The sequence below is a fragment of the Modestobacter roseus genome (assembly GCF_007994135.1).
Classification (GTDB): Bacteria; Actinomycetota; Actinomycetes; order Mycobacteriales; family Geodermatophilaceae; genus Modestobacter; species Modestobacter roseus.
Genome location: NZ_VLKF01000001.1, coordinates 2,154,621 through 2,169,404, shown reverse-complemented (window position 1 = coordinate 2,169,404; position 14,784 = coordinate 2,154,621). Strand labels below are relative to the sequence as shown.

The 14,784-nt window shown below is 74.7% G+C and carries 12 protein-coding genes; 5 read left to right on the top strand and 7 right to left on the bottom strand.

Annotation, left to right across the window (positions count from 1 at the left end):
- Nucleotides 1-2 precede the first annotated feature (2 nt).
- Together JD78_RS10310 and JD78_RS10305 are read right to left on the bottom strand one after the other, a co-directional pair.
- Nucleotides 3-1,430: a sensor histidine kinase gene (locus JD78_RS10310; RefSeq protein WP_166521116.1), complete on the bottom strand. Its 1,428-nt coding sequence runs from the start codon at nt 1,428-1,430 to the stop codon at nt 3-5.
- Nucleotides 1,427-3,091: an NAD(P)/FAD-dependent oxidoreductase gene (locus tag JD78_RS10305; RefSeq protein WP_208104069.1), complete on the bottom strand. Its 1,665-nt coding sequence runs from the start codon at nt 3,089-3,091 to the stop codon at nt 1,427-1,429. Before JD78_RS10305 ends, JD78_RS10310 begins: the two co-directional genes overlap by 4 nt.
- 126 nt (nt 3,092-3,217) lie before the next feature.
- Here JD78_RS10305 and JD78_RS10300 point away from each other — a divergent pair, with 126 nt between their 5' ends.
- Complete coding sequence (locus JD78_RS10300; protein ID WP_208104068.1) at nt 3,218-4,117, top strand: potassium channel family protein; 900 nt, start codon at nt 3,218-3,220, stop codon at nt 4,115-4,117.
- 3 nt (nt 4,118-4,120) lie between these two features.
- Here JD78_RS10300 and JD78_RS10295 read toward each other — a convergent pair whose 3' ends face one another.
- The 4 genes from JD78_RS10295 to JD78_RS10280 all read right to left on the bottom strand — a co-directional run bounded on the left by JD78_RS10295 (nt 4,121) and on the right by JD78_RS10280 (nt 7,355).
- A complete protein-coding gene (locus JD78_RS10295; RefSeq protein WP_243731019.1) occupies nt 4,121-5,413 on the bottom strand; it encodes an MFS transporter in 1,293 nt (430 codons plus the stop codon).
- A gap of 31 nt (nt 5,414-5,444) precedes the next feature.
- Entirely contained in the window at nt 5,445-6,455 is a 1,011-nt protein-coding gene (locus tag JD78_RS10290) for an alcohol dehydrogenase catalytic domain-containing protein (RefSeq protein WP_166521114.1), read from the bottom strand.
- 103 nt (nt 6,456-6,558) lie between these two features.
- Nucleotides 6,559-6,768 (bottom strand): hypothetical protein, encoded by a 210-nt coding sequence (locus JD78_RS10285; protein WP_153361833.1) that lies wholly within the window; start codon nt 6,766-6,768, stop codon nt 6,559-6,561.
- Nucleotides 6,765-7,355, bottom strand: a complete 591-nt coding sequence (locus JD78_RS10280; RefSeq protein ID WP_153361832.1) for a GNAT family N-acetyltransferase — start codon at nt 7,353-7,355, stop codon at nt 6,765-6,767. Before JD78_RS10280 ends, JD78_RS10285 begins: the two co-directional genes overlap by 4 nt.
- A gap of 94 nt (nt 7,356-7,449) precedes the next feature.
- On the opposite strand from JD78_RS10280, the gene JD78_RS10275 reads away from it, so the two are divergent.
- The 3 genes from JD78_RS10275 to JD78_RS10265 all read left to right on the top strand — a co-directional run bounded on the left by JD78_RS10275 (nt 7,450) and on the right by JD78_RS10265 (nt 10,147).
- Complete coding sequence (locus JD78_RS10275) at nt 7,450-8,235, top strand: SDR family NAD(P)-dependent oxidoreductase (protein ID WP_153361831.1); 786 nt, start codon at nt 7,450-7,452, stop codon at nt 8,233-8,235.
- A 103-nt stretch (nt 8,236-8,338) separates the two neighbouring features.
- A complete protein-coding gene (locus JD78_RS10270) occupies nt 8,339-8,812 on the top strand; it encodes an LppU/SCO3897 family protein (RefSeq protein ID WP_153361830.1) in 474 nt (157 codons plus the stop codon).
- Nucleotides 8,813-8,929: 117 nt separating this feature from the next.
- The gene (locus JD78_RS10265; protein WP_153361829.1) at nt 8,930-10,147 is read left to right on the top strand and encodes an acetyl-CoA C-acetyltransferase; all 1,218 of its coding nucleotides are present in this window, start codon (nt 8,930-8,932) and stop codon (nt 10,145-10,147) included.
- Between the two features lie 11 nt (nt 10,148-10,158).
- Here JD78_RS10265 and JD78_RS10260 read toward each other — a convergent pair whose 3' ends face one another.
- A complete protein-coding gene (locus JD78_RS10260; protein ID WP_153361828.1) occupies nt 10,159-11,172 on the bottom strand; it encodes a LacI family DNA-binding transcriptional regulator in 1,014 nt (337 codons plus the stop codon).
- Nucleotides 11,173-11,301: 129 nt separating this feature from the next.
- Between JD78_RS10260 and JD78_RS10255 the strand changes: the two genes are divergently transcribed.
- Nucleotides 11,302-14,727, top strand: a complete 3,426-nt coding sequence (locus tag JD78_RS10255; protein WP_166521113.1) for a TM0106 family RecB-like putative nuclease — start codon at nt 11,302-11,304, stop codon at nt 14,725-14,727.
- Nucleotides 14,728-14,784: the final 57 nt, after the last annotated feature.

The following is a 14,784-nucleotide window of genomic DNA, read 5'->3' as shown; positions in this document are numbered from 1 at the left end:
CCTCAGGAGCCGCTCCGCCGGGGGAGTCGGACGCAGAACGTCGTCCCCGCCGGGCCGGTGGTGTAGGTGAGCGAACCGCCGTGCCGGCGCTCGACGATCCGCTTGGCGTTCTCCAGGCCCAGCCCGCTGCCCTGACCCGCGGGCTTGCTGGTGACGAACGGCTCGAACAGCCGGGGCTGCAGCTCGGCCGGGACGCCCGGCCCGTCGTCGCCGATCTCCACGAACACCGAGCTGTCGTCGGCGCGGGTGCGCAGCGTGAGCACACCCGCGCCGGCCATCGCGTCGGCGGCGTTGTCGATCAGGTTGGTCCACACCTGGTTCAGCTCGGCGGGGTAGCCGGGCACCAGGGGCAGGTCGGCCGCGTACTCGCGGCGCACCTCGATCCCGGTCAGCTTGCGGGCGAGCATCACCAGGGTGCTCTCCAGGCCGGGCTTGAGCGGCACCTCCGAGTGCTGGGCCTGGTCCATGTGGGAGTACTGCTTGACCGCACCGACGAGGGCGGAGACCCGGGTGGTGGCCTCCTCGATCTCGCTCATCAGCGCCTCGGTCTCCAGCGTGTAGCGCATCCAGCCGAAGGCGGCGTCCCACTTCACCCCGCCGTCGACCTGCTCGACGACGTCGTCCACCCAGGTGGCGTCCAGCCCGGCGGCGGCGAAGACCGGGGCGAGCTCCCAGGCGTGCGCGACGCCGCGCTCCTCCAGCCGGTCGGAGATCTCCTCCTCCAGGTCGCTCTCCTCCAGGGCGGTGAGCTCCGGCCGCGGCTTCTGCGCCCGCTGCACGGACTGCTCCTGCACGGCGACCAGCTTGGCCACCATCTCCGGCGACAGCCCCTCCTTGGCCAGCAGGCTCAGCTTGTTGCGCATGCCGGAGATCCGGGTGCGCAGCTGCTCGGTGGCGCGGACGGCGGCGGCCGCCGGGTTGTTCAGCTCGTGGGCCAGGTTGGCCGACAGCACACCGAGCTGCACCAGGTGCTCGCGCTGGCGCATCGTCGACTCGGTCGCCCGCACGCCCTCGTAGATGCCGTCGAGCAGGTGCACCGCCATCGGGCACTGCTGCTGGACCAGCTGCGCGAAGTCCGCGGCGGCCAGCCACAGGAACCGGCTCGGCCGGGTCGCGTGCATGGAGGTCTGGTAGCGCTGCGGCGGTCCGCCGGTGAAGGCCCGGACGGCGCCGGCGTAGGTCCCGCGGTGCGACGTCTCGTTGATCACCAGATCCTCGCCGGTGGCGTGCTTGCTGAGCAGCAGCCCGCCCTCCAGCAGCACGAACAGCGCCTCGGCCGGCTCGTCCTCGGCGAAGACCACGGCGTCGGCGTCGAAGACCCGCACCTCGGCGCGCGCGGCGAGCCAGGCCAGCACGTCGTCGTCGAGGGACTCGAACAGGAACAGCGACCGCAGCTCCTCGACGTCGATCCGCGGGGTGGTGCTGGTCATCTGGTCCCCTCCAGGTAGCGGTGCACGAGCGTCACGGCCATCGCGCCCTCGCCGACGGCGCCGGCCACCCGCTTGACCGACTCGGCCCGGACGTCGCCGGCGGCGAAGACCCCCGGCACCGAGCACTCCAGGTGGTACGGGGCGCGGGTGAGCGGCCAGCCCGCCGGTGGCCGGCCGTCGCCGTCGAGCAGCGCCGGGCCGGTGCGCAGGAAGCCGTGGTCGTCGCGGGAGAAGGCGTCGCCGAGCCAGTCGGTGAGCGGCCGGGCGCCGATGAAGACGAACAGCCGGGACGCCGCGACGGTCTCGGTGCCGCCGGTCGAGCTGTCGCTGAGCACCAGCCGCTCCAGGTGGTCGGCGCCCTCGACCGCGACCACCTGGGTGCAGGTGCGCACCTCGATGACGTCGGAGGCCTCGATCCGGGACACCAGGTACTCGCTCATGCCGCGGCGGATGTCCGGGCTGCGGCAGAGCATCACCACCCGGCGGGCGTACTTGGCGAAGTGCAGCGCCGCCTGGCCGGCGGAGTTGGCGGCGCCGACGACGTACACCTCCTCGTCCCGGCAGCTCAGCGCCTCGTGTGGGTCGGCGCCGTAGTAGACGCCGCGGCCGGAGAACTCCTCCGCGCCGGTGGCCGGCAGCCGGCTCCACTGCACCCCGGTGGCCAGCACGACGGCGTGCGCGGTCACCTCGCTGCCGTCGGCGAAGCGCAGCACCCGGCCGTCACCGTGCGGGGCGATCTCGGTGATCTCGGCGGTGGTGAGCACCTCGACGCCGAACTTCACCGCCTGGTCGCGCGCCCGCATGGCGAGCTCCGCGCCGGAGACCCCGCGGGGGAAGCCCAGGTAGTTCTCGATCCGGCTGCTGGTGCCGGCCTGGCCGCCGGTCGCCGTCCGCTCGACCAGCAGGGTCCGCAGCCCCTCGCTGCCGGCGTAGACGGCCGACCCGAGCCCGGCCGGGCCGGCGCCGACGACGACCACGTCGTAGAACGGGCTGCCGGCGCTGGTGGGCAGCCCGCACCGCTCCGCGACGTCGCGCAGGCTGGGGCGGCTGAGCACCGTGCCGTCGGGGAAGACGGTGGCCGGCAGCAGGGCGTCGTCGGTGAGCTCCGCGGCGGTGCGGACGGCGGTCGCGCCCTCGCCCTGCAGGTGCCGGTAGGGCACCTGGTTGCGGGCGAGGAACTCCTTGAGCTCCTGGGTCTCGGCCGACCACTGGTGGCCGAGCAGGGTGATGCCCTCGAACGAGGCCGGCGCCGCCCGGCCCCACTGCTCGAGCAGCTCGTCGAGCACCGGGTAGAGCTTCTCCTCCGGCGGGTCCCACGGCTTGAGCAGGTAGTGGTCCAGGTCGACGTCGTTGATCGCCCGGATCGCGGTGTCGGTGTCGGCGTAGGCGGTCAGCAGCACGCGCTTGGCGCTGGGCACGAGGTCCATCGCCTGTTCCAGGAACTCCACGCCGGTCATCCCCGGCATCCGGTGGTCGGCGAGCAGCAGCGCGGTCATCTCGCCGCGGGCGGTCAGCTCGCGGAGCACGGCGAGCGCATCGGGGCCGCTCTCGGCGCGGACGACGCGGTAGCGGTCGCCGTAGTGGCGGCGGAGGTCGCGGGCGACGGCGCGGCTGACGGTGCGGTCGTCGTCGACGGTGAGCAGGACGGGTCTTGCGGGCACGGCACCTCCGGTCGAGGCCGCGAGGGTGGTCACCCCGCCGGTGGGGGCGCCCCCGGTGGCTCCTCCCATCCAACTCCTCCGGGTCGCCTGCCGGAAGCCGTCGCGCTCCCTGGCAGGCTGGCGACGGTGGACGGGGCATGGGGCTGGGTGGTGACCGCGGTCGGCGGACTGGTGGTGGTCGTCGGACTGCGGGACGTCTTCCAGACGCTGTGGCACCCGACCGGCACCGGCTGGCTGAGCGGTCACGTCATGTCCGCGGTCTGGCGGCTGGCCCGGTCGCAGCAGCAGCGCGGGCGCCCCGGCGTGCTGGCCGGGCCGGTGGCGATGGTGCTGTCCATCGTCGCCTGGGTGGTGGTGCTCGTCGTCGGCTTCACGCTGGTCTACGCCCCGCACATGCCCGAGGGCTTCCTGCTCGGCAGCTCCCTGGACCCGTCCCGGCGCGGTGGCTGGCTGGACGCGCTCTACGCGTCCACGGTCACGCTGGCCACGCTCGGCTACGGCGACATCGTGCCGTCGGCCAGCTGGCTGCGGGTCGTCGTCCCCGGGCAGGCACTGCTGGGGTTCGCCACGCTCACCGCCGCGGCCACCTGGGTGATGCAGATCTACCCGGCGCTGGTCCGGCGGCGGGTGCTGGCGCTCCGCCTCGCCGGGCTGCACCGGGTCGGCCCGGCCCGGTTCGTCGGCGACCCGGACGGCCAGTTCGCCGCGCAGGTGCTGGAGAGCCTGGCCGCCGGCGTCGTGCAGGCGCGGGTGGACCTGACCCAGTACTCCTCCACGTACTACTTCCGGGACGGCACCGAGGAGACGTCGCTGGCGGCCATGCTCGGCACGGCCCAGGAGCTGTCCGAGGCGGCCCGCGACGCGCCGCGGGAGGACGTCCGGGTCGCCGGGGAGCTGCTCGGGCTGGCGGTCCACGACCTCGCCGGGATCCTCGACCAGCAGTACCTGCACCGGGACGCCGGGGTCACCGAGGTGCTCGAGGCCTACGCGGACGACCACGGCCACCGGGTGGTCCGGGCGGGCTGACGGTCAGCTCACGGGGCGCACCGTGCGGGGCATCGCCAGCGCCATGACCAGGCCGAGCGCGAGGACGGCGGTGCTCACCCCGAAGGCCCACTGGTAGGAGAAGGTGTCGGTCAGCCAGCCGGCGACCAGCGGGCCGCAGACCGCGCCCAGGTCGGCGACCATCTGGAACACCGCGACCACCCGGCCGCTGCGGGCCGGGCTGACGTCGCCGACCACCGCGGCCGGCACGCTGGCCAGCAGGGAGGCGGCCAGGCCGAAGCTGGCCATGGAGAGCAGGAACGCCCCCGTGGCCGGTGGCAGCACCAGGACGGCGAGCGACGCCGTGGCCAGGGCGGCGCCGAGCACGAGGGCGGGGCGCCGGCCCCAGCGGTCGGCGAGCGTCCCGGCGCGCAGCAGGCCGAGCGCCTGGGCGACCGAGCCGGCCAGCAGCCCGGCGCCGGCCCAGGCGACCGTCTTGCCGAGCTCCTCGGTCACGTAGAGCGGCACCAGGGAGTTGCGCACCCCGAAGAGCACCCAGCCGACGCCGAGGTTGGCCGCCAGCGCGGCGAGGTACGCCCGGGAGCGCAGTGCCGCACGCAGGCCGCCGGTCGCGTCCGTGCCGGTCGCCCCCGCGCCGGGTGGCTCCGCGCTGGTCGACTCGGATCCGGGGACGGCCGCCGGGTCGGCGCCGCCGCCCTGGTCGACGCCGGGGGCCACCGGCCCGGCCGGCGCCGCGGGGGCCGGCCGCCGGGGCACCCGGAGCAGCACCAGGGCCACCGCCCCGGCGACCAGCAGGAAGCCGGAGTAGACGAAGAACGGCAGCCGCGGCGAGATCTCGGCGAGGAAGCCGCCGGCCCCCGGGCCGGCGATGCCGCCGAGGATGAAACCGCCCTGGTAGGTCGCCGCGGCCCGGCCGCGCTGCGCAGCCGGGGCGGTGCGCAGCAGCAGGGAGAGCGCGGCCACGGTGAACATCGCGCTGCCGACGCCGCCGGCGGCGCGCAAGGCCACGAACACCGGGTAAGTCGCGGCGAGTGCGGCGGCGCCGGTGGTCAGCGCGACGATCACCAGCCCGGCCGCCAGCACCAGCCGCTCGCCGATCCGCTCGACCAGCGAGCCGCCGGCGAACGCGGACACGAACCGGAAGAAGGCGAAGGCGCTCACCGCGAAGCCGATCGCCGTCGTCCCGACGCCGTAGGAGCGGGCGAACAGCGGGATCGCCGGCGCGACGATGCCGAAGCCGAGCGCGACGACGAAGGCGACGATGGCCAGCACGCCGACCTCGCGGGGCAGTGTGGTCTCCCCGCGGCGGTGTCGCACGAGGAGCGATCCTGACACGGCCCCCCGACAGTTACGGGGTGAGCACCAGTCGGCCGGCGACGTCCCCGGCACGGAGCCGGTCCAGCGCGTCGTTGACCCGCGCCAGCGGCAGCGTGCCCGCGACCGGCGGCGCGAGCTGGCCGGCCGCGGCGAGCGCCACCGCCTGCTCCAGCTCGGCGAGGGTGTTGCCCACGCTGGAGACGACCCGCTGCTCGGCGACGACCATGGCCAGCGGGCTGACGGTGAGCTGGTCGGCGCTGTACCCGACCAGGACCAGCCGGCCGCGCCTGCCCAGCACCGCGGTGGAGAGCTCCAGCGTGGCGGTGACGCCGGCCAGCTCCACGACGACGTCGGCGCCCTGGCCAGCGGAGAGCCGGGCGACCGTGTCGGGCAGGTCGGCGGGGGAGACCGCCGCGGTCGCCCCGGCCGCCCGGGCGGCGACCCGGCGGGCGTCGTCCCGGCTGACCGCGACCACGGTGGCGCCCCGGCGCCGGGCCTCCTGCACCGTGGCCAGCCCGACCCCGCCGCTGCCCATCACCACCAGCAGGTCACCCGGCTCGACGTCGGCCTCGGTCAGCGCGTGCACCGCGGTGGTGCCGGCGCAGCACAGCGGGGCGGCCTGCTCGAACGACAGCTCGTCGGGGAGGCGGACCAGGCAGTGCGCCGGGACGACGAGCTGCTCGGCGAAGGCGCCGTCCGCGGCGAAGGCGAGCACGCCGCGCGGGGCCAGGCAGAGGTTCTGCCGCCCGCGCAGGCACCAGCGGCAGGCGCCGCAGAACAGGTAGTAGTAGACCGCCACCCGGTCGCCCGGGGCCCAGCCGGTGACCGCGGAGCCGACCGCCTCGACCGTGCCGGCGGCCTCGTGCCCCAGCGTCATCGGGGTCTTCGCGGGTGCGTACAGGCCGTCGGTGAAGTGCAGTTCGGTGCCGCAGACCCCGGCGGCGCCGATGCGCACGCGCACCTCGTCGGAGCCGGGTTCGGGCACCGGGACGTCGTCCAGGGCCAGTGGTCGGTGTGCCGCGTGGAAACGGGCAGCGAGCATCGGGCAGCTCCCTCCGCCGGTACGAACCGGATCAGGTTGGACGGTCGGCGGGGGTCGTCCGCCGTCTCAGCCCGCGCCCGGGCTCCCGTGTGCAGCCGAGAACCTACCCCGCGTGCTCGAACGGCTCGACGCGGCGCAGGAACGAGCGGATCGCCAGGTGGTGCGAGAGCGACTCGCGGTGGTCGTCGCAGGCCGTCCAGACCTTCTCCCGGTCCGGGGTGTGCAGCTTCGGGTTGTTCCAGACCAGGCGCCAGCGGGCGGGCTGGGGGCAGCCCTTGGCCGAACAGATCACCGGGGTCGTCGCGTCGGTCACCGGTCGAGTGTGCCGGGCCGCTCGTCGACCGCGGCGGCCATGGCCGGGTCACCGGCCAGCATCGAGTACATGACCACGTCGGCGCGACGTTCCCGCACGACGAGGCGTTGGCGCAGCAGTCCTTCCCGGGTGAACCCGGCAGCTTCCGCGACGCGGAGCGACCCGCCGTTGGTCGGCTCGACGACCAGCTCCACCCGGGCGGCGCCGCCGTCGCCGAGGAACCAGCCGGTGAGCGTCCGGAGCGCGTCGCTGGTGAACCCGCGTTCGCGACCTGCTGGCGCGGTCCAGTAGCCGACGTGGGCCACTCCGTCCCGCATGTCGTGCGCACCGATGCTGCCCACCACGTCGCCGGTCGCGCCGTCGATGACGGCGAACACCGCGCCACCGTCCTCCCAGGCAGCGGCTGCCACCTCGGTGACGTAGGCGACGGCGTCCGCCTGCGAGTACGGCGACGGGACGGTCGTCCACCGCTGGATCTCGCGGTCCTGACAGGCGGCGAACACCGCGTCGGCATCCGCTGCCGCCCAGGGGCGGAGTACGACCGCCGACCCGGTCAGTGTCGGCTGCTTCCCCCGTGCACTGGCCATGGTGAGCAGTGTGCCGTTCCGCTGTGACGGCACCGCGGCCGCTCCCGACCCGCCCGCACGGTTCCGTTCCGTGGCACCGGGTACCCGCACGCCCATGACTGAGACCAAGCCCCTCGCCCTGGTCACCGGCGCGTCGAGCGGCATCGGGTTCGAGCTCGCCCGGCAGTTCGCCCAGCGCGGCTACGACGTCGTGATCAACGCCGAGGACACCCAGATCGACACGGCGGCCGCGAAGGTGCGGGCCGAGGGCACCGAGGTGATCCCCATCCGGGCCGACCTCCGCACCCCCGACGGCATCGCCCAGCTGTGGAGCCAGGTCCAAGCCCTCGGCCGGCCCCTCGAGGCGGCTGCGCTCAACGCCGGCGTCGGCCGTGGTGGCGCCTTCGTCGACACCGACTGGGCCGACGACCTCGAGGTCATGCAGCTCAACGTCGTCTCGACCGCGGCCATGCTCAAGCTGGTGCTGGTGGAGATGACCGGCCGCAACTCCGGCCGGGTGCTGGTGACCTCCTCGATCGCCTCGACCATGCCCGGCCCCTACCAGCCGGTCTACAACGCCTCGAAGTCCTTCGTGCAGTCGCTCACCGAGGCGGTCCAGCAGGAGCTCAAGGACTCCGCCGTCACCGTCACGGCCCTGATGCCCGGAGCGACCGACACCGACTTCTTCTCCCGGGCCGACCTGGACGACACCGCCATCGGCCAGAGCTCCAAGGACGACCCCGCCGACGTCGCCAAGCAGGGTCTCGACGCGTTGATGGCGGGCAAGGACAAGGTCCTTGCGTCCTCGTTGAAGACCAAGGTCCAGGGGGCCGCCAACAAGGTGCTGCCCGACGCCTTCAAGAGCTCCGCCCACGAGGCGATGGCCAAGCCGCGCGACTGACCTCCTCGGTTCCGCCACTCGTCCGGGTGGCGGAACCGGGCAGAACCGCGTCGATGCGCCACGATCACCCGCGACCACCCCGCGGTAGACCGAGGAGATCGATGTGAGCACCCCCGGCCCGGGCGGCCACCAGCCGTCCGAGCAGCACCCCAGCCCGCAGAGCTGGGGACAGCAGCCGCCCGCCGGCCAGCCGCATCAGCAGGCATGGGCCGCCGGGGATCCGGCGGCGGGCGCCACCGCCCCCACGCAGAAGACGTCCGGCGGCAAGGTGAAGGCGATCATCGGCGGCCTCGTCGCGCTCGTGGTCGTCCTCGGCGCCGCGAGCTTCCTGCTCGGCGCGGGTGACCCGGAGGTGGGCGACTGCATGCAGCAGACCGGCCCGACCGAGTTCGACGTCGTCGACTGCTCCTCGTCCGACGCCGAGTTCCGGGTCGTCGGCACCGCGGAGGACATGACCGAGGACGCCTTCGACGCCGCCAGCGGCGAGGAGCTGTGCGGCCGGTTCCAGGAGGCTGACTCCGCGCTCTGGTACGGATTGGGCGACAGCGGGCACGTGTACTGCACCACCTCCCTCTGACGTTCCGCCCCGCCGACGCCCCGCCCGGTCCGCCGGGCGGGGCGTCGGCGCGTTCGGCTTCCGTCCAGCGGAGCTCTGCGCAGCGCCGGACCGGGGGAGGGCTGGCACAGTGGGTCCATGGACGACGTCGTCATCTGTTCCCCGGTGCGCACGCCCGTCGGTCGCATGGGCGGTGTCTTCGCCGGCCTGAGCGCCAACCAGCTCGCCGCCACCACGCTGCGCGCCCTCGCCGAGCGGACCGGCCTGGCGGAGGGCGAGGTCGACGACGTCGTGCTCGGCCACTGCAACCCCAGCGGCGAGAACCCGGCCATCGGCCGCATCGCCGCCCTCGACGCCGGCCTGGGCGTGCAGGTGCCGGGGCTGCAGGTCGACCGGCGCTGCGGCTCCGGGCTGCAGGCCGTCGTCTACGCGGCCATGCAGGTGGCCTCCGGCGCCGGCACGGTGGTGATCGCCGGCGGCGTGGAGTCGATGAGCAACGTCGAGCACTACGCCCTGGGGCTGCGCACCGGCGCCAAGGGTGACGGCGTCATGCTGCACGACCGCCTCGCCCGTGCCCGCGAGACCGCCGGCGGAGTCGACCACCCGGTGCCCGGCGGCATGCTGGAGACCGCGGAGAACGTGCGTCGCGAGCACGGGATCGACCGGCTCGAGCAGGACGCCTGGGCGCTGCGCTCGCAGCAGGCGGCCGGCGCCGCGATCCGCGAGGGCCGGTTCAAGGACGAGATCATCGGCGTCGAGGTGCCCGGCACCCGGAAGACCCCCGCCCGCGTCGTCCTCGACGACGAGCACCCGCGGCCGGACACCACCATGGAGGACCTGGCGAAGCTCCGGCCGGTGATGGGCCGGGTCGATCCCGAGGCCACCGTCACCGCCGGCAACGCCTCCGGGCAGAACGACGGTGCAGCGGCCTGCGTCGTCACCACCCGGGCCGAGGCCGACCGGCGCGGCTGGGAGCCCTTCGTCCGCCTGGTCGGGTGGTCGGTGGCCGGGGTCCCGCCGGAGACCATGGGCATCGGCCCGGTCCCGGCCACGGCCGCGGTGCTGCAGCGGACCGGGTTGACGCTCGCCGACATGGACCTCATCGAGCTCAACGAGGCGTTCGCCAGCCAGGTGCTCGCGTGCTTGGGGGCGTGGGGCCTGGGCGCCGACGACCGCGAGCGGGTCAACGTCAACGGTTCGGGCATCTCCCTCGGTCACCCGGTCGGGGCCACCGGTGCCCGGATCCTGGCCACGCTGGCCCACGAGATGCGCCGGCGCGAGGCCCGCTACGGCCTCGAGACGATGTGCATCGGCGGCGGGCAGGGGCTGGCCGCCGTCTTCGAGCGGGTGGTCTGAGGGCGGCCCGGTCAGGCCGGCGGCGCCGTCGAGGCCCGCTCGACCAGCGCCGGCTCGACCAGTTCCTCCCGGCTCACCGGGTACGCGCTCTCGGCGCCCACCAGCTGGGCGAGCAGGACGGCCGCCGCGCGCTCGGCGAGCAGGTCGGCGCGGTTGTCGACGGTCGTGATCTGCGGGGTCCACCACGCCCAGGCCGGCTCGTCCTCGGTGCAGACCACCGACAGCCGTTCGGGCACCGGGACCTTGGTGGCGGCGATGACCTGGAGCACGCCCAGCGACGCCTCGTGGTTGGTCACCAGCAGCGCCGTGGGTGGTTCGGGGAGCCTGAGCAGGGCCGCCGCCGCCTGCTGGCCGAAGTCGACGACGAAGGGGCCGCACGCGACCAGCTGCGGGGAGACCGGGACGCCGGCGGCCCTCATGGCGTCGCGGAAGCCGGCGTCGCTGAGCCTGCCGGAGGTGACGTCGGCCCGGCCCTCCACCACCCCGATCCGCTCGTGCCCGAGGGCGAGCAGGTGCTCGGTGGCCAGCCGGGCCGAGGTGCGGTAGTCGGACATGACCGACGGGGCCAGCGAGCCGGGCACCTCGCGGTTCATCGTCACCACGGCCCGCCCGTCGGTGACCAGGGTGTTGACCAGGTCGGTGTTGGCGCCGGACCCGGCGACGACGAGGCCGTCGAAGTGGTGGGTGCGCGCCGTGTGCAGGAACGCCGCCTCGCGCGCGGGGTCGCCGCCGGTGGTGCAGACCAGCACCTGGTAGCCCTGGCCGGCGCCCCAGTTCTGCAGCGTCTCGGCGATGGTGTGGAAGGTCGCGTTCCGCAGGTTGTTGACCACCAGGCCGATCAGCCCCGACCGGCGGGTGCGCAGCGCGCTGGCCATCCGGTTCGGCTGGTACTGCAGCGCCGCTGCGGCGGCCTCCACCCGGGCCCGGGTGGAGGGCAGCACCGCGGGGTGGCCGGAGAGCGCCCGGCTCGCGGTGCTGGTGCTGACCCCGGCGTAGGCCGCGACGGAGGACAGCGTGGCAGACACGACTCATGACTATAGGTACCGGTCCATGATCGTTCCGTCGATCGGCGAGGTGCCCCCGCCGGGAACCGTCGGACCCTGCCCCTAGCGTCGTCCGCAGCTCCTCCGCCAGGGGGAGGGAACGGGGGCGCGGTGTACGAGATCGACGGCGGGCTGGTGGTCAGCGCGAGCGACCTGACCGGCTTCCTGGAGTGCGAACACCTGACCCGGCTCTCCCTGGAGGTGGCTCGCGGGGAGCGCACCCGGCCGCCCGCCGTCGACCCGATGACCGAGCTGGTCGCCGCGCACGGCATCGAGCACGAGGCCCGGCACCTGCAGCGGCTGCGTGACCGGGGGCTGTCGGTCGTGGAGATCGCCGCCCCCACGGGCAAGGACCCCGCCGCCCTGCGCCGGGCCCAGGCCGACACCCTGGCCGCGATGCGCGCCGGCGCCGACGTGGTCTACCAGGCCACCTTCACCGACGGCACCTGGCGGGGGCATGCCGACTTCCTGCTCAAGCGCACCGACCGGGTCAGTGACCTGGGGCCGTGGGCCTACGACGTCGCCGACACCAAGCTGGCCCGTCGGATCAAGGTCCCCGCCCTCCTGCAGATGGCGCTCTACGGCGACCTGCTGGCGGCGCTGCAGGGCACGCCGCCGGAGCTGCTCACCGTCGTCACCGGCGACCAGCAGGAACTGGTCTTCCGCTACGCCGACGCGGAGGCCTACACCCGGAGCACCCGGCAGCGGTTCCTCGACCGGCTGGACGACGGCGCGCTCGCGCCGCCCTATCCGAACGCGCACTGCGGCGTCTGCCCGTGGCGGGAGACGTGCACCGACCGCTGGCGCGAGGAGGACTCCCTGTCGCTGGTGGCGTTCATGCGCCGGGACCACGCCCTCGCCCTCACCGAGGCGGGCATCCCCACGGTGCGCGCGCTCGCCGGGCGCGGCCCCGATGCCCTGCCCGATGCGATCGGCCGCACCTCCCGGGAGCGGCTCACCCAGCAGGCCCGGTTGCAGGTGGCCGAGCGCACCACCGGGCAGCCGTCCTACGAGTTCCTCCCGCGGGAGCCTGGCCGCGGGTTCGAGCTGCTGCCCCCGCCGAGCCGTGGCGACCTGTTCTTCGACATCGAGGGCGACCCGTTCGCCGGCGACGCCGGGCTGGAGTACCTGTGGGGCGTCCTCGACACCGCCGGTGGCTTCACCGCCCACTGGGGCTGCGATCCCGACGGCGACGACCACGCCACCGCCGAGCAGCGCGCCTTCGAGGCGCTGGTCGACCAGCTCACCGCCGCGCACGCGGCCGACCCGACCATGCACGTCTACCACTACGCGCCCTACGAGCCGACCCGGCTCAAGACCCTCTCCGCCCGGCTGGGCACCCGTGAGGCCGACGTCGACCGGCTGCTGCGGGCCGACGTCCTGGTCGACCTGTACGCCGTGGTCCGGCAGGGGCTGCGGCTGAGCAAGGAGTCGTACTCGATCAAGCAGGTCGAGGACTACTACCGCGGTCACACCCGCGCGCACGGTGACGAGGTCTCCGACGCCGGCGACAGCATCGTCGCCTTCGAACGCTGGCTGGCCACCCGCGACCAGGGGATGCTCGACCAGATCGAGGCCTACAACCGCGACGACTGCGTCTCCACCCAGCAGCTGCGCGACTGGCTGGAGGAGCGCAGCACCGAGCTGCTCCGGTCCGGGGCGGAGCTGCGCCGGCCGGCCGACGGCGACCCGGACGCGTCCGCGGAGCTCGTGGCCGCGCAGGCGATGCGCGAGGAGCTCGAGGACCGGCTGACCACCGGGCTGCCGCCGGCCGGGCGCACTCCCGAGCAGGAGGGGACCTGGCTGCTCGCCCAGCAGTTGGGCTGGCACGCCCGCGAGGCACGGTCGGCCTGGTGGGAGTACTTCCGGCTGCGCGACCTCCCCGCCGACGACCTGGAGCGGGAGACCGCCGCCCTCGGCCCGCTGACCGACCCCGAGTTCCTCGGCGCGCAGCGGCGCTCGCAGCACTGGCGCTACTCGTTCCCGCCGCAGGAGACCAAGGTGTCGGCGGGCTCCCGGTTCGAGCACCTGCTGCCGGCCGCGGACGGGTCACGGGTCACCAGCTCGGTGGTCGACGTCGACCCGACCGCCGGCTGGGTCGTGCTCGCCCGGGGAACGGCGATGGCCGCCGAGCACCCCACCGGGTTGCTGCCGACCGCGCCGCCGAGCGACGCGCTGTTCCGGGCAGCGCTCGCCGAGCTGGGCGAGCAGGTGGCCGTCACGGGCATCGACGCCGACGGCCCCCGGCGGGCCGCCCGCGACCTGCTGCTGCGGCGCCCGCCGCGGCTGGCTCCCGGATCCCGGCTGCGCGAGCCGGGGGAGGAGCCGGGGGTGGCGGTGCGCCGGCTGGCCGCGGCCCTGGACGGCGGGGTGCTGGCCGTGCAGGGGCCGCCCGGCGCCGGGAAGACGCACACCGGCGCGCAGGCGGTCGTCGACCTCGTCCGCGCCGGCCGTCGGGTCGGGCTGACCGCCTCCAGCCACAAGGTGATCGGCAACCTGCTCGACGCGGTGATGGCCGCCGCCCGGGAGGCCGGGGTGCCGGTCCGGGCGCTGCAGAAGGCCGACGAACTGCAGCGGTGCAGCGACCGCGACGTGCAGTGCGTCGGCAGCAACGGCCAGGTCGTCGACGCCCTCGATGCCGGGGACGTCGACCTGGTCGCCGGCACCTCGTGGCTGTTCGCCCGCGAGGAGCTCGCCGGGCGGCTCGACGTGCTGGTGGTCGACGAGGCCGGGCAGTTGTCGCTGGCCAACACCCTGGCGGTCAGTCGCGCCGCGCGGAACCTGGTGCTGCTCGGCGACCCGCAACAGCTGCGGCAGCCCGGCCGTGGCATCCACCCCGACGGCGCCGACCGCTCCGCGCTGGAGCACGTGCTCGGCGACGACGAGGTGCTCCCCGCCGACCGCGGGGTCTTCCTCGACCGGTCGTGGCGCATGGCGCCGGCGCTGTGCTCGGTGGTCAGCGGCCTGGCCTACGACGGGCAGCTGCAGCCGGCCTGGGTGACCGCGGAGAACGAGCTGGACGCGCCGGCGCGCTGGGCGGCGCCGGCCGGGCTCGGCTGGGTGCCCGTGGTGCACGAGGGCAACGGCGCGGCGTCGGTGGAGGAGGCTGCCGTCGTCGCCGAGCTGGTCGGTGACCTGATGGGCCGGCCGTGGCGTGCCGGGGGCCGCGAGCGGGTGATGGGTCAGGCCGACGTCCTCGTCGTCACGCCGTACAACGCGCAGGTCAACCAGGTGCGCAGCGCGTTGGCCGCCGCCGGTCTGGGCACGGTCGAGGTGGGCACCGTCGACAAGTTCCAGGGCCGGGAGGCCGCGGTGACGATCTTCTCGCTCGCCGCCTCCAGCGGTGCCCACGTGCCGCGCCGGCTGGAGTTCCTCCTCGACCGGCACCGGCTCAACGTCGCGCTGTCCCGCGCCAGGACCGTCGCCTACCTGGTGGGCAGCCCCGCCCTGCTCACCTCACCGGTGCACACCCCGGAGCAGCTGCGGCTGGTCAACGGCCTGTGCCGGCTGGTGGAGACCGCGACCGGCGAGGACTGAACGCGAGTGGCCCAGAACAGGTGGCAAGGTGGGCCGTGGACGTGCGGAGCTGCGATC

Excerpts from the sequence above, each read along its gene's own strand:
- JD78_RS10310 (WP_166521116.1), bottom strand. The coding sequence starts at position 1,430 with ATGACCAGCACCACCCCGCGGATCGACGTCGAGGAGCTGCGGTCGCTG.
- JD78_RS10290 (WP_166521114.1), bottom strand. The coding sequence starts at position 6,455 with ATGCTCGCTGCCCGTTTCCACGCGGCACACCGACCACTGGCCCTGGAC.
- JD78_RS10280 (WP_153361832.1), bottom strand. The coding sequence starts at position 7,355 with ATGGCCAGTGCACGGGGGAAGCAGCCGACACTGACCGGGTCGGCGGTC.
- JD78_RS10275 (WP_153361831.1), top strand. The coding sequence starts at position 7,450 with ATGACTGAGACCAAGCCCCTCGCCCTGGTCACCGGCGCGTCGAGCGGC.
- JD78_RS10265 (WP_153361829.1), top strand. The coding sequence starts at position 8,930 with ATGGACGACGTCGTCATCTGTTCCCCGGTGCGCACGCCCGTCGGTCGC.